Origin of the sequence: Neisseria sp. P0009.S010 (assembly GCF_051958545.1) — a bacterium.
Lineage (GTDB): Bacteria > Pseudomonadota > Gammaproteobacteria > Burkholderiales > Neisseriaceae > Neisseria > Neisseria subflava_A.
This window is the reverse complement of record NZ_JBQCVH010000008.1, coordinates 77,572-97,851: the sequence shown is the minus strand read 5'-3', so window position 1 is coordinate 97,851 and position 20,280 is coordinate 77,572. Positions and strand designations below refer to the sequence as shown.

Here is a 20,280-nt window from a genome sequence, read left to right as displayed (position 1 = left end):
GGATAAGGCCGTCTGAAGATGATTTCCCTGCTTAAAAGCCGCAATGGCTTGCGATACTACCTATTTCGCGGCCTTGCTTTGAGCGTTTTGTTGGTGTGCGGTATTTTTTTGAGTGGCACATGGCAGATTTACCGGACAGGTTTGCAAACCTTGCCGAAGGACGCTCATGCCGATGCGGCGGTAGTGTTGGGTGCGGCGGCGTGGGACAAACGCCCGTCGCCGGTGTTCCGTGAGCGCATCAACCACGCCATCACGCTCTACCAAAGCCATCGGGTCGGCAAAATCATTTTCACCGGCGGTACGCCCAAAAAAGGATTCATGACCGAAGCCGAAGTGGGGCGCCGATACGCGCTCAAGCAGGGCATACCGGCGCACAATATCCTGTTTGAAAACACGTCGCGCAACACTTACGAAAACCTGCGCAATATCGTCCCCATCATGCACGCCAACGGAGTCGGCAGCATTATCGTTGTCAGCGACCCGTATCATTTGGCGCGCGCCGAAGAAATGGCCGCCGATTTAGGCTTGTCAGACGCGCAGTTCTCCGCCACACCGACCACGCGCTTTGATGAGCGCAGCAAGAAAGCCAAGTTCCTGATGCAGGAGAGCTATTCTTTGTTTCTCTACCGTATCGGCAAATGGAGCGATGCGGTTTGGAATTGGATAGGTGGTTGAGCTGATGGGAATAAAAGGCCGTCTGAATCCTTTTAGGTTTCAGACGGCCTAAATGTATGCTTACTTATTGATATTGATTTGCAGCTACACTGCCAAAAAAGACTACAGCCAGTACCAGATAAATTGCCATTACGATGGCAAACAGAATCAAGGAAGCCTTGAAATAATTAGCTTTATTCGGATTGGTGTTTGAGCTGAATGCCCATACAAGCATCATAACTATATTGACCAGCGGAATCATCAAAATCAAGTTTGTTATCAACCATTCTTTGACGCTTACAATCGGAGCCTGTTGATGGCCGATTTGGTTTTGTTCAGTCATATCTTGTCCAATACATTAAATAAAAAGAATAATAATTATACATAATAAAGCCTTATTAGTATAGCATACATATTCAGACGGCCTGAGCCTATGATTTTTGCAGCCGCTATTTCAATCGGATGTAAAACGTACCGTCCGGCACGACGGGCAGGTATTTGCGGTAGAAGTCCAGATAGGTCTTGTTTGGGTCTATGTCGGCAAACTGCTGCGGATACAGGGTTTTGGCGATAAATTGCGCACTGGCCAAATCGGTGAGCGAGCGGGAGGCGGTGTGGTAGATGCCGTAAACGCGTTTGTTTTTGACGGCAGGAATGTCTGCCCAGCCTTTGCGTTTGACAAATCCGGCCAGGCGGCGTTGCGCATCGGCCTGGCTGATGCCTATGCCCATCGCCATAATGCCAGGCTTGTCTTTATGGCCGTTTTCCGTCCCCGAAATGACGATGACGTCGGGTTTGGCCGTCAGGAATTTTTCAGGGTTTATCGGTCCCCAGTTTTTAACGTAAGGCGCGGCGATATTGTTGCCGCCTGCTGTGTCGGCAATCGCGCCCCACATATCTTTGCCGAAGGTGTAGCTGTATTCGGACGGGCCTTTGTCGCCGAACTCGATATAGATTTTCGGTTTGGACTGCTTGGCGCGCGCGACGCGTTTTTGGATGTCGGCAATGCCTCGGGCGTATTCGGCGGCAATTTTTTGGGCGCGCGCCTGCGTACCGTTGAGTTCGCCGAAAATTTCCGCACTGCGCGTGTGCCGCGCGACGGTTTCGGCGTTGAAATCGACCACGACGACGGGTATGCCTGCCGCTTCAATGCGCGGCAGGTGGGTGGCGACGGCCTTATACTGCCAGTCGGCCAGAATCAATACGTCCGGCTTGAGCGCGAGCGTTTTCTCCAGTGAAAACGTGCCGGTGCTGATGTTGCCGATGTCCGCAATGTTTTGCAGCGTAGGCAGCTTCTGTTTGAACATCGCCCAGCTGCCGGGATTGAATTTCTCCCAAAACTCACGCGAAATTCCGATGACGTTTTTAAATTTGTCCGCGCCCGTTACCGCGATATAGTCGGGATAGTAAAACGCCAAAACCGCGCGTTTGACAGGGACATCGACTTTGACTTCGCGTCCCAATACGTCTTTGATAGTTTTGATTTCGGCTTGGGCAAAAAGGGGCAGGAGGGCGAGGGCGGCAAATAAAGCGCGTTTGTTCATGAGCGGATCCTTTAAAAAAAAATAATTATCATTATATTTGATTTGTTTTCAGGAGAAAAGTTTCCAGACGGTCCTTCTGCGCCGATATTATTTTCAGACGGCCGTACATTGTTTAAACCTTGCCGAAAAAGTAAAATACCTGTTTTCAAAGACTTTGGAGCCATCATGACCGTCACAACCCGTTTCGCCCCCAGCCCAACCGGCTACCTGCACATCGGCGGCGTACGCACCGCCCTGTTCTCATGGGCGTTTGCCCGCCATCATAAAGGCGAATTCTTATTGCGTATCGAAGACACCGACTTGGCGCGTTCTACCGCCGAGTCCGTCAACATCATCCTCGACGGCATGAAATGGGTCGGCCTGAACTACGACAACGCCGACAACGTCGTGTACCAAACCCGCCGTTTCGACCGCTATAAAGAAGTCATCGCCGAACTTTTAGAAAAAGGCCATGCCTACTACTGCTATTGCAGCAAAGAAGAGCTGGAAGCCATGCGCGAGAAAGCCGAAAAAGAAGGCACGGCGACTTACGACCGCCGCTGGCGTCCGGAAGAAGGCAAAACCCTGCCAGAAATCCCTGCCGACGTGCAACCCGTTGTCCGTTTCAAAACACCTTTGGACGGCGTCACCAAATGGACGGACTTGGTCAAAGGCGAAATCTCCATTCCCAACGAAGCGCTTGACGACCTGATTATCGCCCGCGCCGACGGCACGCCGACCTACAACTTCTGCGTTGTCGTGGACGACTACGACATGGGCGTTACCCACGTTATCCGCGGCGACGATCATGTGAACAACACCCCGAAACAAATCAACATCTTAAAAGCCATCGGCGCAAACCTGCCCGAATACGGCCACCTGCCGATGATTCTCAACGAACAAGGCAAAAAAATCTCCAAACGCAGCGGCGATACCGTTGCCATTACCGATTTCGGCGCAATGGGCATCCTGCCCGAAGCCATGCTCAACTATCTAGCACGCTTGGGCTGGGCGCACGGCGATGATGAATTCTTCACGATGGAACAATTCATCGAATGGTTTGATTTGAAAGACGTTTCCCCATCCCCAAGCCGTATGGACTTGAAGAAACTCTACTGGATTAACGGCGAACACATCAAAATCACCGCCAACGAAAAACTGGCCGAAATGGTGAAACCGCGCCTCGCCCTGCGCGATATCCATGAAACAAGCAAGCCTGCTTTGGAAGACGTGTTGGCATTGGTCAAAGACCGCGCCCAAGACCTGAACACACTTGCCGACGAGTGCCTCTACTTCTACGTCAAACAAACGCCGGCCGAAGCAGACGTGCAGAAGCACTGGGACGACGAAGCCGCCGCCCGTATGCTGCGCTTTGCCGAACGCCTCGAAGGGCTGGAAGACTGGAACGCCGAAGCCATCCACGATCTCTTCAAACCTTTCTGCGACGAAGAAGGCATCAAAATGGGCAAACTCGGTATGCCCCTGCGCCTCGCTGTCTGCGGTACGGCAAAAACCCCAAGCGTCGATGCCGTATTGGCATTAATCGGCAAAGAAGAAGTGTTGAAACGGATCCGTTCGTAAGGCATGAATGATAAAAGGCCGTCTGAAATGTTTCAGACGGCCTTTTTATTTTGAACAGGATTTATTTATTCTTCTTCGTTCAGTTTATTTTTATCTTTTTTGCGCCACAGGCCTTTAAACAATGCGCCTGCTGCAACAGCACCGAAAATAATCAGTTTGCCGAATTTAGCCAGTAATGCGCCGACCAAAGCTAATAATCCCAGTTTTTTTGCAGCGATACCGCCAACCAAGGCAGCCAGTCCGTATTCAGCCACTTTGTCGGTTGCGGCATTGAAATCACTGTAGCGCTTGCCTTCATTGAATTCGATATTACCCAACAATTCTTGCACAATAGGTTTGTATTGATCTATGCTTTTCAAATCGGTGATCATAGTCAATTCAATATAGCCTTCGCGTCCCAGCTGGAAAGTATTGTAGTTGATGGCAGGATTGGGATCGGGTTCGTTTTTATTCAGAACGTCAATCGACCAAATCAGACGATGGGTCTTTGCATCATATTGCGGTTTTTCTACCCAGCCGCGTGTTTCCAATTCCGGCAGGTTGCGGGAGGCACGCTCTTTATTTTGTTCCTCGGTGCCTTCTTTCAGTTGCTCGAGCATGGCCTCAACATCCCATTCTTTGGCATCATCGTCTTTGATATAGCCGGAATCGGTAAAGGTTAGGTCTACCATCCAATTAGTATCACCGTCCTCGTTTTCCGACTCGGGGAGAATCAGGCCGTAGCGGTTGGGGTCTGTGGCGTTGCCTGCTTCCCTCATCATGGCATTGGCGCGATTTTTTTTCACAAAGACCATTTTTGCAGGCAGTTTCAGTTTGGCCTGATTGCCCAAATCAACGGTTGCTGGGCCTTGGACGATCTGGTCGTCAACGTAGTTTGCGATAGAGTCTGAGGCTTGTTGCGCTTCTTGCCCGGATGCCTCAACGGCAGAAGCGGTATCAGCGTTGGCTGCAGAAGCCGGTAGGGTTTGGATAGATAGTAGGGCTGCCAAAACGGCATAGGCGAGACGGTTGCTTTTCATCATAGGGTTCTCATGAAAGAAGAATTAAAAAGATGCAGACAGCCGCAACACCATATGCTCCGGCATGACTAAAGGGTAAATTTTACAATAAATAAATCATATTTACATATTTAAATATGACTGTAATTTAAAAAATACAGGAAAGCTTTTTGACGAGAGGCAGAGCCATCATTGTGAAACTCAAAAAGGCCGTCTGAAAATTTTTCAGACGGCCTTTTATAATAAAACCAGAAAATAATGGAATAAGGCGGAGAATATGAGAAAATAATAGCCGCCTGCCTGCCACAACAGTTGATTGAATTAACTTTTATCGGCAGCCTGAATGTCCGGATTGGATAAAATAAGCCGTCAAGAACAAAGACCAACAAGCATATTATGTAAACTTGGCGGCTGAAAAATCGGCTCTGCACTTTACTTTACAAATCAACAACTTTAAAGGAAAACCCATGAAAAAAACCTTACTTGCCCTGATGATGCTATCTGCCGCCGCCGCGTATGCCGGTGAGGCGGAAGACCGTTTGCTGTCCGTCCAATCGGTTTACCGTGCCGCTTTGCATGAGCAAAACAGCAACGACAGCAAAATCATTTCCCTGCAAAGCGATTTGGAAAGCGCGCAGCGCCGTTTACAGGCCGCACAATCCGATATTGACCGTTTGAAAGGCGAAATTCAGACGGCCTTGGCTCAGAAAGAGCAGCAAAATGCCAAGCTGCAACAAGCCGGCCAGATGTTGGACGCGGCTTGGAATGCCGTTTACGGCGTAGGCGGCAGCAAGGCGAATCAATAATTTAGACATTGTATTATTTGCGTTTTACGCTTCTTTTATCATATTTATAAGGAAACCTCATGTCCCTACCCCCCTGCCCGAAATGCCACTCGGAATACACTTACGAAGACGGCACTCAATACGTTTGCCCTGAGTGCGCCCATGAGTGGAACGAGGCCGATGCTGCGGCTGCAAGCGATGATGCCTTGGAAGTCAAAGATGCCAACGGCGCAGTCTTGCAAGATGGCGATACGGTTGTCTTGATTAAAGATTTGAAAGTCAAAGGCAGCTCTATGGTTATCAAGCAAGGCACCAAAGTCAAAGGCATCCGCTTACAAGAGGGCGACCACAATATCGGTTGCAAAATCGATGGCAGCGCGATGAACTTGAAATCTGAGTTCGTCAAAAAAGCCTAAAGATTTTATTTTTGAAAGGCCGTCTGAAATCCGAAGATTAGGATTTCAGACGGCCTTTGTATATTTCATTCAAAATAAAATAAATCTTTATTTAAACTTAAATAAATTGAATAGATTTGAATTTCAGGCCGTCTGAAAAAGCGGTGGCAAAATGTTCCGCACATACGCGGGTGCAAAACCGTTAAAATAACGCTTTCCCCTATTCTACGGAACCATTATGCCTCAGCCGACCGCCAAACAGATTTTGCACGAAGTATTCGGTTATCCCGAATTTCGTGGCAAGCAGGAGGCTATCGTCAATGCTTTGGCCGGTGGCGAGAGTTTGATGGTGCTGATGCCGACGGGCGGGGGCAAGTCTTTGTGTTACCAGATTCCGGCGCTGATGTGCGAAGGCGTGGCGGTTGTCGTATCGCCGCTGATTGCGCTGATGAACGACCAAGTAGCCAGCCTGCATGTGGCCGGGATTGAAGCGGCGGCAGTCAACAGCAGCACATCGGCAGATGAGGCGCGCGATATTGCCGACAAGCTTGCCCAAGGCCGTCTGAAACTGCTTTATGTCGCACCGGAACGCTTGGTTACCGACCGCTTTTTGCGTTTTCTCGACCAACAAACCGTCAGCCTGTTTGCTATTGATGAGGCGCATTGCGTCAGCCAATGGGGACACGATTTCCGCCCCGAATATCAACAGCTCGGCATGCTTGCCGAACGCTATCCGAACGTCCCGCGCATCGCCCTGACCGCTACCGCCGATGCGGCCACGCGCGCCGACATCAAGCATTATCTGCACTTGGACAATGCGCCCGAATTTATCTCCAGCTTTGACCGTCCGAATATTTATTATCAGGTTATCGAAAAAAATAATGGCAAAAAACAATTGTTGGATTTCATCCGCAAGCAGATGCATGGGCAAAGCGGCATTGTGTATTGTTTGAGCCGCAAAAAAGTCGAGGATGTGGCGCAGTTTTTGTGTGAAAACGGCTTGGAGGCGATTCCGTATCATGCCGGTTTGAGCATGGACGTGCGCGAGGAAAACCAACGCCGCTTTACGCATGAAGACAATATTATCGTGGTGGCGACCGTGGCGTTCGGCATGGGCATAGACAAACCCGACGTGCGCTTTGTCGCCCATCTCGATATGCCCCAGAGTGTCGAACATTTCTATCAGGAATCGGGACGCGCCGGCCGGGACGGGCTGCCTGCCGTGAGCTGGCTGTGTTACGGCTTGAACGATTGGGTGTTGCTGCGAGAACGGATTGCCGAAGGCAACAGCGACGAAGTGCAAAAGCAAATCGAAATGCAAAAACTCGATGCCATGCTTTCCGTCTGCGAAACCGCCGCCTGCCGCCGCGTACTGCTGCTCAAACATTTCGGCGAAGAATCCGAACCCTGCGGCCATTGCGACAACTGCCTGCATCCGCCCGTGCGGTTTGACGGTACGGTGTTGGTGCAAAAATTACTCAGCTGCGTGTACCGCGCCGGACAACGTTTTGCCGCTGGTTACATCACCAACCTTTTGCGCGGCAAAAGCGACGATTGGATACAGCGCAACGGCCATGACAAGTTATCCACATTCGGCATTGGCAGCGAACAGACTGACAAAGAATGGCGCAGCGTTATCCGCCAGTGCATCAGCTTGGGCTATCTCACCGTCAATGTCGAGCAACATCAAGCCCTGCAGCTGACCGAAGCGGCAAAAAAAGTCCTCAAGGGCGAAACCGAAGTTATGTTGCGTCCACTGCGCCGCGAAAAAACGGCTACCCAAAAACCGAAAGACGATTGGTTGCGTACCGAGCGCGAAGAGCGTTTGTGGCAGGCATTGCGTCAATGGCGGCAACAACGCGCCCGGGCAGAGGAAGTGCCGGCCTATGTGGTTTGCGGCGACAAAACCCTGCGCGATATTGTCGAAAAAATGCCCCGAAGGTTGGAAGATTTACATCAAATCTACGGCTTGGGTGAGGCGAAAATCAATAAATTCGGTTTGGAGATACTCGACGTTTGCGAAACGGCTGAAGCCGGTACGGTTTCCACAGACAGCGCACAAGTTATCCACAGCTTGAGCGAGCGCGAACAGGCCTTAAAACGGGCTTTGGAAACTTGGCGCGAGCAGCAGGCAAGTGCCGATCAAGTAACGCTGGGTACGGTATTCTCCAACGAAAGCATGGATGATTTGTTGACCAATACGCCTGCCGAACCCATCGACCTTTTAGGTGTGTATAAGCTCGGCGAAAAACGTATAGAGCAATACGGCGAGGGCATTTTAAACATCTGCCGCCCGTTTTCAGACGGCCTGAGTGAAGAGGACAAACGCAAACGCCGATTGATGCGCTGCCTGCTTCAGTGGAACATCGATACTGCCCGCCATGAAGGCCTCGAAGCCTATCAGATATGCAGCAAAGTTACCCTGCGCGCGATTGCCGCCCGACGGCCGCAAGATTTGGCGGAGTTGGCGGAAATCCACGGCATGAATGAGGAGAAAATCGACAAATACGGCGCAGAAATTGTCGAATTGTGTAAACAAGCGGATTGATTGACCGCGTTCATCATTAAAGGCCGTCTGAAACCCAATCAAGCATGGTGTTTCAGACGGCCTTTTGAATTTTTAATCTTTATAAAACAATGAATAAGAAAATAACTTTATTTATTTCGTCAGTTTTTTAAAGCTGCCGCGTCTAAACAGGCATGAAATATGGGATGGTGCCGATTGATTTTTCGTCCCATCCCATTCAACACACATTGATTAGGAAAATAAATGAACACCTCATCCAACCCCTCTTGGCAGGCTGCTTTCGGTTTGTTGACGCTCAGGCTTTTTGCCGCGTATGAATTTCTTGAGTCCGGTTTGGAAAAATGGAACGGGGAAAACTGGTTTGCAGAAATAAACAGTCAATTTCCCTTTCCGTTCAATTTGTTGTCGGATACGGTCAACTGGAATTTGGCCATGTGGGCGGAACTGGTTTTGCCTGCGCTGCTCATCGTCGGCTTGGCAACGCGGCTGTCCGCGCTGGGATTGATGGTCGTAACGGCTGTCGCATGGTCTGCGGTACATGCCGGCTTGGGTTACAATGTGTGCGACAACGGTTATAAAATAGCACTGATTTATTTGGTGGTTTTATTTCCTGTCCTATTGCAGGGCGCAGGCCGTCTGTCTTTGGATGCCCTGCTGAAGAAACGCTGTTGCCGTATCAAGCATTTTCTTTAAGGATTATCTTTAAGGATTAATGGTCGCGGGCCGACTTTAAATGCCCGATATTATCCCTTGATTTATTTAAACTCGTATTTTAAAAAGGAAGTTAAAATGAAAAAAAATGTAGCTGCTGCTTTGGCCGGTGCACTGTCCCTGTCTCTGGCTGCCGGCGTTGTTGCCGCTGATAAACCGTTCAGCAGCAAAGCAGGTGTTCAAAAATCTGCTCAAGGCTCTTGCGGTGCGGTTAAAGCCGGTGAAGGTTCATGCGGTGCAAGCGCTGTTTCTAAAGCAAGCGAAGGCAAATGTGGCGAAGGCAAATGCGGTTCAACCGTGGAAAAAGCCCACGCTAAAAAAGGCAAAGCATCTAAAGCTAAAGCTGCCAAAGTAGTAGAAGGTAAATGCGGCGAAGGTAAATGCGGTTCTAAATAATCCTGCAACATACCTTTAACAAAGTCGCATTTTATAAACAAAAATGCGACTTTGTCGTTCATACGGCATCATAACAGGACATCACCATGATTCAACACGCAGGCTTGGGCTACCGCCGCGACTTGGCGGAAGACTTCCTCTCGCTTTCAGACGACAGCCCGATACGCTTTATCGAAGCCGCCCCCGAAAACTGGCTGAAAATGGGCGGCAGGGCGCGCAAACAGTTTGACCGCGTGGCGGAACGGCTGCCGCTGGCGTTGCACGGATTATCCATGTCGTTGGGCGGACAAGCACCGCTGGATACTGCCTTGATAGACGGAATCAAAGAAATGATGCGCCGTTATGACTGCACGTTTTTCTCCGACCATTTGAGCTATTGCCACGACGGCGGTCATCTTTACGATTTGTTGCCGCTGCCTTTCACTGATGAGATGGTGAAACATACCGCGCGCCGTATCCGCGAAGTGCAAGACCGTTTGGGCTGCCGCATCGCCGTGGAAAACACCTCCTACTACCTGCATTCTCCGCTTGCCGAGATGAACGAAGTCGAGTTCCTCAACGCGGTTGCCCGTGAAGCCGACTGCGGCATTCATTTGGATGTGAACAATATTTACGTCAACGCCGTCAATCACGGCCTGTTGTCGCCCGAAGCCTTTTTAGAAAATGTGGACGCAGAGCGCGTGTGCTATATCCACATTGCCGGACATGACGTCGAAACGCCGGAATTGTTGATTGATACGCATGGCGCGGCGGTTTTGCCGACCGTTTGGGATTTACTCGAACTGGCCTATGCCAAACTGCCGACGATTCCGCCCACCCTGTTGGAACGCGATTTCAATTTCCCGCCTTTTGCCGAACTCGAAGCCGAAGTCGCTAAAATCGCCGACTATCAAATGCGTGCCGGAAAGGAATACCGCCGTGCAGCCTGAAACCTCCGCCCAATATCAACACCGCTTTGCCCAAGCCATACGCGAAGGCAAAGCCGAAGACGGATTGCCGCAAGAGCGTCTGAACGTCTATATCCGCCTGATACGCAACAATATTCACAGCTTTATCGACCGCTGTTATACCGAAACGCTGCAATACTTTGACAGCGAAGAATGGGGCCGTCTGAAAGAAGGTTTCGTCCGTGACGCGCGCGCCCAAACGCCCTATTTTCAAGAAATCCCCGGCGAGTTCCTCCAATATTGCCAAAGTCTGCCGCTTTCAGACGACCTCTTGGCATTGATGGACTTTGAACACACCCAGCTGCTCGCCGAAACCGCGCAAACCGACAGCCAAGCAGTCCATACCGATTCAGACGATTTGGCTTACACCCTTTCTCCCGCCGCCTTTGTGCGCCGTTATCAGTATGACGTGACGGACGAATTGCATGAGGCGGAAACCGCCGTTTTGGTGTGGCGCGATAAGGAAGACGACGTGATGTACCAAACCCTCGACGGTTTCGACGCCTTATTGCTGGAAACGCTGGCAGAGACGCCCACTTCCCTAAACGGCCTGCAAACCATGCTGGCAGAGTTCATGCCGTCTGAAAACGCTTGGCAGGACGCATTAAGGCAGAAATGGACGGATTGGTGGGAACAGGGCATTTTGGTTGCGGCATAAATCAAGGCCGTCTGAAACGGGCGCAGTCGGTTTCGGTAAAACAAAAATACTACTGAAATCGTTTATAGATTCAATCGCATGCTCTTGCCGTATCAGCGTAAAATCAAAAGTATATTGATCATTCATTTCATACTGATACATTATGGCCCTACCCGAACTGACCGATGCCGAGCTTGCCGAATCCCGCAAACTGCTGCTGCGCTTTGCCCAGATCCAGCTGCCCGACCGCCCCGATTTGGCGGAAGACCTCGTACAGGAAACCATGCTTTCCGCTTACCGTGCGGCCGAGGGTTTCAAAGGCGGCGCCCAAGTGAGCAGCTGGCTGTTTGCAATCTTAAAAAACAAAATTACCGACTGCCTGCGCCAAATCGGGCGGCAACGCCAAGTTTTCGTCACGCGCGACGAGGAAGCCTTGGATGAAGCCTTTGAAGGACATTTTGCCGCCGACGGTCATTGGACGGACGAAGGACAGCCTCAGGGTTGGGACTCGCCCGAAGCCAGTTTGAACAATAAAGAGTTCTACCAAGTTTTACAGACCTGCCTCTACCATCTGCCGGAAAACACCGCCCGCGTGTTTACTATGAAAGAAATTCTCGGTTTTTCAAGCGATGAAATCCGCGAGCAATGCGGCATCAGCCATGCCAACTATCACACCATCATGCACCGCGCGCGCGAAACCTTGCGCCAGTGCCTGCAAATCAAATGGTTCTCCCATGCCTGACAGGAAAACGCCATGAAAAAATGCCGCAAAATAACCGATCTGATTTCCAAACAGCAAGACCAAGTACGCCTCAGTCTTTTTAACCGCATTGCCCTCGCTGTGCACCTGTCTCTCTGCCCCCGTTGCCGCGAATATAAGAAACAGCTCGAATTAATCAGCAATGCCATGCATAAGATGTTTCGATGATTCAAAAAAGCCGTCTGAAACCTGCCCCTGTCAGTTTCAGACGGCCTTTTTGTATCTGCTTATTTATCGCTAACTTGGAATAAGCCGTGGCTGGCCGCTCACTTTTTTAGCTGCATTTATTTTCAAACTTGCGCCGTTGGCCTTTGTTTTTTGAGGCATGGCTGCGGATTTTGATACGGTAGAACAAGATAAAGGCCGTCTGAAAGATGAATCTCAGACGGCCTTTTTCACGGCTTTTAGTGTTGTTCTTCCGGCTCGGGTTCGTCTTTGCCGAACCAGTTGTCAAAGCGGATGGTGTATTTCAACTCGCCGCCGGACGAGCGCGTGCCGATGCGGGCAACGGCTTGGATGGCGCGGGTCAGTTGGTACACGAGTTTGACGGATTGTTCGGCGCTGGAGATGCCGTATTCGTAACCTGCGTAGAGGTTGTTGGTGAGCTGTTTGCCGACGGTCAGGACTTGTTCGGCAGGATTGAGCTCGCCGGTTTGAGCGTTGCGGCTGCGTTTGCTGGTAAAGCCCAAATCATCCACGAGGCCGATGCGGTCGTTGACTTGGCCGGCAAGCAGCGCGCTGGCGGCCGCAGAGAGCGTGGCGTTGTCACCGTCGCTGCCGCTGCTGGCACGGTTGAGGATGAGCCAGGAGAGTTTGTCTTTTTCACTCATGGCTTCCTTCGCAACCAAGGTCACGCGCGGATTGTTGAGGCTGCCGAGAACTTCGACACCTGCGCCGACCGGGGAGAGACGGCGTTCGGCACGGATGTTAAGGTTCGGATCGGTCAGCGGGCCGACGAAGGAAACCGCACCTTTGGTGATGTCGAGGTCTTGGCCGTAGGCTTTGTAGCGGCCTTTGACAACGCGCACGGTACCGACGCCTTGGACGGCTTCGCCGGGGCGGGACGTGATGGTCAGTTTGCCGCCGATGGTAACGTCTGCGCCGTAGCCGACAAAGCGGACATTGTCGTTGATGTTCAAGACAAGGTTCAGATTAATCGGCGTGGTGGCCGTTGCTTCTTTTTTGGTTTCGCCCAGTACAACCACGTCGTCATCGAGGGTCGGCATGGAGGATTTTTGCGAACCAAACCTGCCGTAGTCGGTGTTGAGCGTGCCGTTGAGCGATACGCCTTTTTCCGGATTGTAGAGGACTTTGGCCGCGCCGGAGAGCTGCAGTTGGCGGTTTGGCCGCGAGAGGGTGCGGTATTTGTCGAAGACGATGTCTACGTCGACATCGGGGTTGGCATTGGCAAGGTTGACCGCGCCTTTGAGCTCAATCGTGCCGCTACGGTGGAATTTGAGGCTGTCGATCACCCATTTTTGACCCTGCAGGCGCGAACGCAATACGCCGTTGTCGAGAATCAGGCCTTGGGTTTGATGGCGGTAATAGAGGTTGTCGCCATTAATCAGGCCGCTCAGTTGCGGATCGTTCAGACGGCCTGCCAAGTTGACGGCGGCGTTCAGACGGCCTTTGAGGGTTTGGCCGACGGGCAGGAAGTTGCGGAAGACTTCGAGGTTGGCAACGTTCAGGTTGAGTTTGCCGCTCAGGGGGGCGGTGTCGAAGCTGGTACCCTGACCGATGTTGACAGTACCGTCGGCACGGCCGTAATTGGTTTGGAGGTCGAGGTTGCTGTTGACGGTAGGCGAACCGAGTCGGCCGCCGATGGTGGCGGTCGCGTTCAGACGGCCTGCAATGCCTTGGGCTGTCGCCGGCATAAAGGATTTGAGCGAGCCCAAATCGGGAATGCTGATATTGACTTTGCCGCTGACAGGGGCGTTGTTGATGTTGTTGCCGAACTGCTGGGCGATGCCGAGCGTGCCGTCAACTTTGCCGAAGCGGGTGTTGCCTTCCAGCGTGCTGTCGATGCGGCCGTTTTGGAAACGGGTACGCAGGGCGAGTGCGGAAAGCCCCAAAGGCTGTTTGTTTTTCGGGTCTTTGCTCGGCAGGATGATGTCGCCGCTTTGACGGTTGATGTTGAGAAAGCCGCGCGCGTTTTGACTGTACGCCAAATCCCAGTCGCCGCCCAAGACGAGGTTGTGTTCGATAGGCGGAGTGTAGAAGTTGTGTAATTCGGTAATGTGCAGATTTTGTGCGCTGCCTTTACTGGTAATGCCGGCTTTCTTGTCCCAAACGAAATTTTGCAGGTTGAGGTTGCCGCCCATGGCCGCCCAGCGCGCGCTGCTGAGGGAAACGCGTTCGCTGCCGGCTTCGAGGTTGAGGCGGTTTTGCAGTTTGAGGTTGAACGCGCCGTTGATGTCGAGCGTGTCTACCGTGCCTTTCCATTGGGTTTGGTCTTTGTTGAGGCCGCCGGTGGCGTCGAGGTCGAGCTTGTAGCGTTTGTTGTCCACCGCCATGCTGCTGTTGCCGCGGATGTGGTGGTGCGAACCTGTGCCGCTGATGAGCAGGTTGACGTTGTCAATCATGGCCGCGCCGCCGGAGACGGCGATGTGTTCGCCTTTAATATCGGCACTCAACGGACGGTTGGTGTCGGGCGAACCTTTAAGCTTGAAGTCGAGGGTACGGATGTTGACGGTATCGGCGACTTTGAAGTTGCGCGCTTCGCCGTTCAAATCGGCTTCAAGGGTTTTGAGACCGTCTGAAAAACTGCCGGAGATGTAGCCGCGCGCGTTGAGCAGGCCGCCCAAGCCGAAGCCGAAACGCGACAAATCGGGGGCGGTAATGTTGAGGTTGAGGCGGTCGCCTTTTTTGCCAAAGCTGCCGTTAGTTTTGACGATGTTGCTGCCGAGGGTCAGGTCGGTCAGGGCGCGCGAGAGGTGTTTGTTTTCATAGGCGACGTCGGCTTTGCCGCTGAGCGGAACGCCGTTGAGCGTACTCGGTGCGAACTGCATTTTACCGGCGAATTTCTCTTGCGCCAGTATGCCGGTCAAGTTGATGTTGCCGTTGACGCTGCCTTGCGGAAGCTGCGGATCGATGCGCGCAGGGTTGAAGGCTTTGCTGACGATGTCCAGCTGCAGTTTGCGGTCTTTGAAGAGTTCGAGCGAGCCTTTGGCGTTGAGTTCGCCGCCGTTTTGCGGAACCAGGCGGACTTTGTCGAGCTTGAGTGTGCGCTGGCCGAGCTGTTTGTCGGTTTGGAAAAACAGCATGCCGTCTGTACGCGCGAATCCGCTGTCGAGATTCCAGTTGACGACGGGGGAGGAGGTTTCGCCTTTGACGTCGATACTGCCGTTCAGACGGCCTGCGATGTTTTGACGGACAAAGTCGTCTGCGCCGGTATTGTTGATGCCCAGTGCGAGTTTGAGTTGGTCTTGGGCGGTATCGATAGAGCCGGATACATCGATGCTGCCGTCTTTGAGCAGGCCGACGCCGATGTCTTCGATTTTGACCGTGCCTTTATCGTCGACGATGAATTCGCCGAGGATGCGTTTGACGGGGATATGGTTTTCATCGGCAAAACCGGCTTGGTCGTTTTCCAAGTCAATCGAGCCTTCCAACGCAACGCCGTCGGTAAAGGACGGAATGGTGGTGGCGTCGAAATTCAGGCGCGCTTTGGGCAGGGTGGGCAGGAAGGCCTGCGGATTGATGTTGGAACCTTTAACCAGGATTTCGCCGACGGTTTCGTTGAGGCTGTCGGCGAATGGGTGGATGGTGGATTTGGCAGACAAATGAACATTGTCGCCGTCGAGCAGTAGGTCGGTGTACACGTCTTGCAGGCTGCCCCACAGGCGCACCGTGCCGTGTATGGTTTCGCCCTCAAGCTGGCCTTTGGTGTAGATGGCGGTATTGAGGACGTAGGGTTTGTTCAAACCGAGCACCACCGCGCCTGTCGAGCTGCTCCAGGGCGTGTCGGCGGTTTTGATGTGGAGGCGGTGTTCTTTTTTGTCGTAATGATAGGCTGCGTGCAGATGGTCGAGATAGACGCTCTGCTTGTCAAAACGCTTGCCTACGCTGATTTTGCCGGTTTCCAAACGGTCGAGATAGGCGGTAACGGGCAGGTCTATGCTGTCAGGCAGGCCTTTTGAAGGCTCTTCTTCTTTGGGCGGCGTGCGCTTGGTCACAATGGCGATGTCGCCGGCCACGACTTCGGTAATGTGCAAAGACGGACGGAACAGCTCGGACGGTTTCCAATCAAAGCGGAAGCTGCTGATTTTGACATCCGCACCTTCTGTTTCAATCAACCATTTGTCGCCTTCAAAACCTTCAATCAGCGTGCCTTTCAGTGTGTCCGAAGAGATTTTGACGCCGAACCATGACGGGATCTTGTACAAACCGAAATGCAAACCCGATTCCGTACCGACCAGCCAGCCGATTGCGCCGGCAGAAACGGTCAATACGCTCAAGGCGGACAGGACAAAGCCGCGTAACAGGCGTTTTTTGCGCTTTGGCGGGGCGGGCTGTTGTTCAGACGGCGTGGAAGTGTTTGCAGTATCGGTCATGATATTTTTCTGTTTGTCTGTTGTTCAGACGGCCTGGAATGGCTGAGGCCATCTGAAAGAATGGATGGTGTATGTTTGTTAAAACCTTGTGCCTAAGCTGATGTGCCAGCGGATTTTCTTGTCGTGATGGCCGTAGGCAATGTCGAAGGAGAACGGCGCAACCGGGCTGAACCAGCGCACACCCAAGCCGGTACCGTGTTTTAAGGTCATGTGTTTGAAGTTGCTTGTCGCATCGCCGACATCGTGGAAGATGGCGCCGGAGAAGCTTTTGGTAACCGGGAATTGATATTCGAGGCTGCCGACCACCAAGGCGCGTTGCGGCAGGACGGAGCCGTTGGGGCCTGCCAAGCCGATGCTGTCGAGTTCGTAACCACGTACGGAAGTCGCGCCGCCGGTGCGGAACATCAGGCTGGACGGTACTTCTTCGCCTTCGCGGGCATAAACGTAGCCTGCCTGTCCGCGTACGATGAATGTACCGAGTTTTTTGTTTTCAGGCGTGAAGAAATAGCCTGCGCGTGCTGTAGCGCGTGCCATTTGGGTGGAGGAGAGGAGTTTGCCCAAAGTCGTGCCGATTTTGCCGTCGAGGTAGTAGCCGTTTTGAGGATGCAGCTCGGTTTCGATGCTTTGCCGTTTCCATGAGGCGGTCAGCATGGTGGCATGGCTTCGGCCCAAATCGTAGCTGGTGTCGGGGACTTTACGGTCTTCGGTAATAAATTCGAGGCCGAAGCGGGCATCGATATTGTTGCGGTCGCGGACATACCAAATACCGCTGGTCAGGGCGCGTTTTTCAAGGTTTTGCGTGGTCGAGCGGTTGTAGGAAACGTTGCTGGTCCAGTAGTTGCCGCGGTTGTTGCGCGGCTGGCTGATACCGGCGGCCAGCGTGGTTTCGTATTTGTCCATGTCCCAAACGACCGAACCGATGTAGCCTTTGTTGAAGAGGTTGTAATAGTCGTAGGCGATGCGGCCGCCGATTCCGTATTCGGAGTCGTAGCGGATACCGGTTTCCAGTTTGTGGCGTTTGACTTCGGTCACGTTGATTTTGACGGGAACGCGGTCGCCTTGCAGTTGGTCGAAGTCGGCTTGTACGGACGCGCCGGAATAGTGGCCGTTTTGTTCGAGCGCCTGTTGCAGGTCGAGGATTTTGTCTAAGTCGTAAGGCGAACCGGGTTGGAAGCGCGCCATGCCGGAAACCACGCTTTCAGGGTAGCGGCGCGTGCCGGTGATTTGGAACTCGCCGAAGTAAATCGGGCGGTTGCTCTCCACGATGACGTTTAAGTCGGCCTTCTGGGTATTGGGATTGATGGTGGCCTGGGTGGTGGTGAGTTTCGCCAATGGATATTTTTTGCGTGTTACCGCGCTGAGGACGGAGGTTTTACTCGCATTCCAGCCGTCTTGGTCGAAGTTTTCGCCGACGGGCTGCTGCCAGTTTTCCATCGCATTTTGGTAGTACTCGGCCAAGTTGTCGTCATTCAATACGTCGCCGAGGATGGCCACGCTGACGTTGTCGACTTTGGTGCGCGGGCCGGGGGTGACGTTGACGGTGTAGCTCTCGCCGTGGTCTTGAATACTGACGTTGCTGTTGAAGTAGCCTTTGGTCCGGAGCATGGTTTTGACGTTGTCGGGCGCCTCTTCGGCGAGGAAGCCGACCTGCTCTTTGTCCAGCTCCTCATCCTGCTGCTGGGTAATCAGCGGCAGGTATTCTTCAAGCATTTCTTTGACTTCGCTGTCTTGGGTGTCGATTTTGACGGGGAATTTGGGCTTGAGTTTGCCTGTTTGGTCGTCTTTGGGCTGCTTGGGCATTTCGGATTCGGGAACAGCCTCGTAGTCTTCCGCTTTGGGAACGGAAGTATCTACTGCCAACGCGTGTCCGTAGGCGAGCGCCAATGATGCAAATAAAACAGGGTAGGTCAGTTTGGTCATGATGTGTGTTCGACAGCGACAATTCTTCAGTTTGGGGATTTTAACATTATTTCTGCAAGGTTTCAGGCTATGGTTATAAACGGAAATTTAGCGCGATAACGTTGTCAAATGCGACTTAAAGGGCGGATTTTGGTTTGTTTCTATCTGATTGTAATATTTATGTTTTTGTATTTTTACTGGTGAAGTTGCCTTTGTATTCGGCCTTATGGCGCAGATTTCGGGCCGTCTGAAAGCAAGATATAGAGAATAAAGCAACGGTATGGGTATATTCTAAGAGTAGGGTTTGAGCAGATTTGACTGTATTTTTGGCATAAAGTGCCAATTGTGTCATAAATGTTAAACTTTAATGCCGTTTTTGTGAGGTGTGCATGAAAACCTCGCCGACAAATGATTTTTTATTTTAGAATGTAAGACTTTTTTAACATATCTTTAAATTGAAGGAACGGATATGGCAAGTGGCAATCCGATTTTGAACGCGCTCAATCGCGTCAGCCTGGTGGCGCAAATCGCCATCGGCTTGGTTTTAGGTATTATTGTGGGTGCAGTTTCGCCGCAAGTCGGTATCAGCGCAGGACTGCTGGGCAGCCTGTTTGTCGGTGCGCTTAAGGCTATCGCGCCGATTTTGGTATTTGTTTTGGTGACTGCCGCCATTGCGCAACACCAAAAAGGCAATCAGGCTCACATCAAACCGATTTTGATTTTGTATATTTTCGGTACGTTTGCTGCGGCTGTGGTGGCAGTCATTGCCAGTATGGCATTCCCGACCACGCTGATTCTGCGTACGGCCGGCGATGTATCCGTTGCGCCGCCTTCCGGCATTGTCGAAGTGCTGAAAACGCTGCTGATGAATTTGGTGGCCAACCCGATTAACGCGCTGGCCAATGCCAACTATATCGGCATTTTGGCTTGGGCTTTGGTATTGGGCGCGGCTTTGCGCCATCACGGTTCGGATACGACCCGCCAAGTGGCGGCCGACTTGGCCGATACCGTTTCGACGGTTGTGAAGTGGATTATCCGTTTTGCGCCGCTGGGTATTTTCGGCTTGGTGTCTTCTACTATTGCGGAAACCGGTTTTGAAGCGCTTGCCGGCTATATGCAGCTGTTGGCCGTATTGCTCGGCTGTATGCTGTTTATCGCTTTGGTGGTCAACCCGATTATTGTGTGGACGCAAATCCGCAGCAATCCTTTCCCGCTGGTGTTTACCTGCCTGCGCGAAAGCGGCGTGTATGCCTTCTTCACCCGTTCTTCCGCCGCCAACATCCCTGTGAACATGGCATTGGCGAAAAAACTGGGCCTGCACGAAGACACTTACTCTATCTCCATTCCATTGGGTGCAACCATCAATATGGCCGGTGCGGCAATCACCATTACCGTTTTGGCGATGGCTGCGGCGCACACGCAAGGCATTACGGTTGACTTCGCCACTGCCCTGCTGCTGAGCCTGGTGGCCACCGTCAGCGCGTGCGGTGCATCCGGTGTGGCCGGTGGCTCATTGCTGCTGATTCCTTTGGCGTGCAGCCTGTTCGGTATCGATAACGATGTGGCCATGCAGGTGGTTGCTGTCGGCTTCATCATCGGCGTGATTCAAGACTCTGCAGAAACTGCGTTGAACTCTTCCACCGACGTTTTGTTTACTGCCGCTGCCGATTTGGGCCGTCAACGTAAAGAGTGATTTTAGGGTTAACCTAAATCCAGCAAAGGCCGTCTGAAAAGTTTCAGACGGCCTTTGTTTTATGCCAATCAAAGGGATTTTTAGATGGTTAAGCCGATAGATTGGTTTGATCGGACTGACGGTATACGCTGTCATCAGTCGGATTTTTCCCGTAAAATACAGTCTTGAATGTATTTGAACACCTCTTTCAGACGGCCTGACCGTCTTATCACATTTGCAAA

16 protein-coding genes are annotated in these 20,280 nt (G+C 52.1%); 11 read left to right on the top strand and 5 right to left on the bottom strand.

The genetic code is table 11. From position 1 onward, the window contains the following. Positions 1-18 precede the first annotated feature (18 nt). A complete protein-coding gene (locus tag ACTHSN_RS09285; RefSeq protein WP_070584448.1) occupies positions 19-675 on the top strand; it encodes a YdcF family protein in 657 nt (218 codons plus the stop codon). Positions 676-739: 64 nt separating this feature from the next. Here ACTHSN_RS09285 and ACTHSN_RS09280 read toward each other — a convergent pair whose 3' ends face one another. Together ACTHSN_RS09280 and ACTHSN_RS09275 are read right to left on the bottom strand one after the other, a co-directional pair. Next, complete coding sequence (locus tag ACTHSN_RS09280; RefSeq protein WP_049344932.1) at positions 740-997, bottom strand: hypothetical protein; 258 nt, start codon at positions 995-997, stop codon at positions 740-742. Between the two features lie 106 nt (positions 998-1,103). Further along, positions 1,104-2,198, bottom strand: coding sequence for an ABC transporter substrate-binding protein (locus tag ACTHSN_RS09275; protein WP_070646467.1), 1,095 nt, complete (start codon positions 2,196-2,198; stop codon positions 1,104-1,106). A gap of 165 nt (positions 2,199-2,363) precedes the next feature. On the opposite strand from ACTHSN_RS09275, the gene gltX reads away from it, so the two are divergent. Then, positions 2,364-3,758, top strand: a complete 1,395-nt coding sequence (gltX, locus tag ACTHSN_RS09270; protein WP_107811080.1) for a glutamate--tRNA ligase — start codon at positions 2,364-2,366, stop codon at positions 3,756-3,758. A 65-nt stretch (positions 3,759-3,823) separates the two neighbouring features. Here gltX and ACTHSN_RS09265 read toward each other — a convergent pair whose 3' ends face one another. After that, on the bottom strand, positions 3,824-4,780 hold the full coding sequence (locus ACTHSN_RS09265; RefSeq protein ID WP_107792279.1) for a DUF2167 domain-containing protein: 957 nt from the start codon (positions 4,778-4,780) through the stop codon (positions 3,824-3,826). 443 nt (positions 4,781-5,223) lie between these two features. Between ACTHSN_RS09265 and ACTHSN_RS09260 the strand changes: the two genes are divergently transcribed. The 8 genes from ACTHSN_RS09260 (at position 5,224) to ACTHSN_RS09225 (ending at position 11,896) form a co-directional block, all read left to right on the top strand. Then, positions 5,224-5,562 (top strand): hypothetical protein, encoded by a 339-nt coding sequence (locus ACTHSN_RS09260; RefSeq protein ID WP_004519158.1) that lies wholly within the window; start codon positions 5,224-5,226, stop codon positions 5,560-5,562. 59 nt (positions 5,563-5,621) lie between these two features. After that, a complete protein-coding gene (locus tag ACTHSN_RS09255; protein ID WP_070461010.1) occupies positions 5,622-5,957 on the top strand; it encodes a zinc ribbon domain-containing protein YjdM in 336 nt (111 codons plus the stop codon). A 217-nt stretch (positions 5,958-6,174) separates the two neighbouring features. After that, a complete protein-coding gene (gene recQ / locus ACTHSN_RS09250; RefSeq protein WP_070461013.1) occupies positions 6,175-8,484 on the top strand; it encodes a DNA helicase RecQ in 2,310 nt (769 codons plus the stop codon). A gap of 222 nt (positions 8,485-8,706) precedes the next feature. Continuing rightward, the gene (locus ACTHSN_RS09245) at positions 8,707-9,156 is read left to right on the top strand and encodes an HvfX family Cu-binding RiPP maturation protein (protein WP_004519155.1); all 450 of its coding nucleotides are present in this window, start codon (positions 8,707-8,709) and stop codon (positions 9,154-9,156) included. 96 nt (positions 9,157-9,252) lie between these two features. Further along, on the top strand, positions 9,253-9,570 hold the full coding sequence (locus ACTHSN_RS09240) for an HvfA family oxazolone/thioamide-modified RiPP metallophore (RefSeq protein WP_070461015.1): 318 nt from the start codon (positions 9,253-9,255) through the stop codon (positions 9,568-9,570). 86 nt (positions 9,571-9,656) lie between these two features. Then, entirely contained in the window at positions 9,657-10,499 is an 843-nt protein-coding gene (locus ACTHSN_RS09235) for an HvfB family MNIO-type RiPP peptide maturase (protein WP_070461018.1), read from the top strand. After that, positions 10,489-11,175 (top strand): HvfC family RiPP maturation protein, encoded by a 687-nt coding sequence (locus ACTHSN_RS09230; RefSeq protein WP_219089208.1) that lies wholly within the window; start codon positions 10,489-10,491, stop codon positions 11,173-11,175. The genes ACTHSN_RS09235 and ACTHSN_RS09230 overlap by 11 nt, the downstream gene beginning before the upstream one ends. A 142-nt stretch (positions 11,176-11,317) precedes the next feature. Then, on the top strand, positions 11,318-11,896 hold the full coding sequence (locus ACTHSN_RS09225; protein ID WP_070461023.1) for a sigma-70 family RNA polymerase sigma factor: 579 nt from the start codon (positions 11,318-11,320) through the stop codon (positions 11,894-11,896). Positions 11,897-12,318: 422 nt separating this feature from the next. Here ACTHSN_RS09225 and ACTHSN_RS09220 read toward each other — a convergent pair whose 3' ends face one another. Further along, on the bottom strand, positions 12,319-16,467 hold the full coding sequence (locus ACTHSN_RS09220; RefSeq protein ID WP_070461026.1) for a translocation/assembly module TamB domain-containing protein: 4,149 nt from the start codon (positions 16,465-16,467) through the stop codon (positions 12,319-12,321). A gap of 78 nt (positions 16,468-16,545) precedes the next feature. Further along, positions 16,546-18,387: an autotransporter assembly complex protein TamA gene (locus tag ACTHSN_RS09215; RefSeq protein WP_070461028.1), complete on the bottom strand. Its 1,842-nt coding sequence runs from the start codon at positions 18,385-18,387 to the stop codon at positions 16,546-16,548. 448 nt (positions 18,388-18,835) lie between these two features. On the opposite strand from ACTHSN_RS09215, the gene sstT reads away from it, so the two are divergent. Beyond that, positions 18,836-20,059, top strand: coding sequence for a serine/threonine transporter SstT (gene sstT / locus ACTHSN_RS09210; protein ID WP_070461031.1), 1,224 nt, complete (start codon positions 18,836-18,838; stop codon positions 20,057-20,059). Positions 20,060-20,280: the final 221 nt, after the last annotated feature.

Excerpts from the sequence above, each read along its gene's own strand:
- ACTHSN_RS09285 (WP_070584448.1), top strand. The coding sequence starts at position 19 with ATGATTTCCCTGCTTAAAAGCCGCAATGGCTTGCGATACTACCTATTT.
- ACTHSN_RS09280 (WP_049344932.1), bottom strand. The coding sequence starts at position 997 with ATGACTGAACAAAACCAAATCGGCCATCAACAGGCTCCGATTGTAAGC.
- ACTHSN_RS09275 (WP_070646467.1), bottom strand. The coding sequence starts at position 2,198 with ATGAACAAACGCGCTTTATTTGCCGCCCTCGCCCTCCTGCCCCTTTTT.
- gltX (WP_107811080.1), top strand. The coding sequence starts at position 2,364 with ATGACCGTCACAACCCGTTTCGCCCCCAGCCCAACCGGCTACCTGCAC.
- ACTHSN_RS09265 (WP_107792279.1), bottom strand. The coding sequence starts at position 4,780 with ATGATGAAAAGCAACCGTCTCGCCTATGCCGTTTTGGCAGCCCTACTA.
- ACTHSN_RS09260 (WP_004519158.1), top strand. The coding sequence starts at position 5,224 with ATGAAAAAAACCTTACTTGCCCTGATGATGCTATCTGCCGCCGCCGCG.
- ACTHSN_RS09255 (WP_070461010.1), top strand. The coding sequence starts at position 5,622 with ATGTCCCTACCCCCCTGCCCGAAATGCCACTCGGAATACACTTACGAA.
- recQ (WP_070461013.1), top strand. The coding sequence starts at position 6,175 with ATGCCTCAGCCGACCGCCAAACAGATTTTGCACGAAGTATTCGGTTAT.
- ACTHSN_RS09245 (WP_004519155.1), top strand. The coding sequence starts at position 8,707 with ATGAACACCTCATCCAACCCCTCTTGGCAGGCTGCTTTCGGTTTGTTG.
- ACTHSN_RS09240 (WP_070461015.1), top strand. The coding sequence starts at position 9,253 with ATGAAAAAAAATGTAGCTGCTGCTTTGGCCGGTGCACTGTCCCTGTCT.
- ACTHSN_RS09235 (WP_070461018.1), top strand. The coding sequence starts at position 9,657 with ATGATTCAACACGCAGGCTTGGGCTACCGCCGCGACTTGGCGGAAGAC.
- ACTHSN_RS09225 (WP_070461023.1), top strand. The coding sequence starts at position 11,318 with ATGGCCCTACCCGAACTGACCGATGCCGAGCTTGCCGAATCCCGCAAA.
- ACTHSN_RS09220 (WP_070461026.1), bottom strand. The coding sequence starts at position 16,467 with ATGACCGATACTGCAAACACTTCCACGCCGTCTGAACAACAGCCCGCC.
- ACTHSN_RS09215 (WP_070461028.1), bottom strand. The coding sequence starts at position 18,387 with ATGACCAAACTGACCTACCCTGTTTTATTTGCATCATTGGCGCTCGCC.
- sstT (WP_070461031.1), top strand. The coding sequence starts at position 18,836 with ATGGCAAGTGGCAATCCGATTTTGAACGCGCTCAATCGCGTCAGCCTG.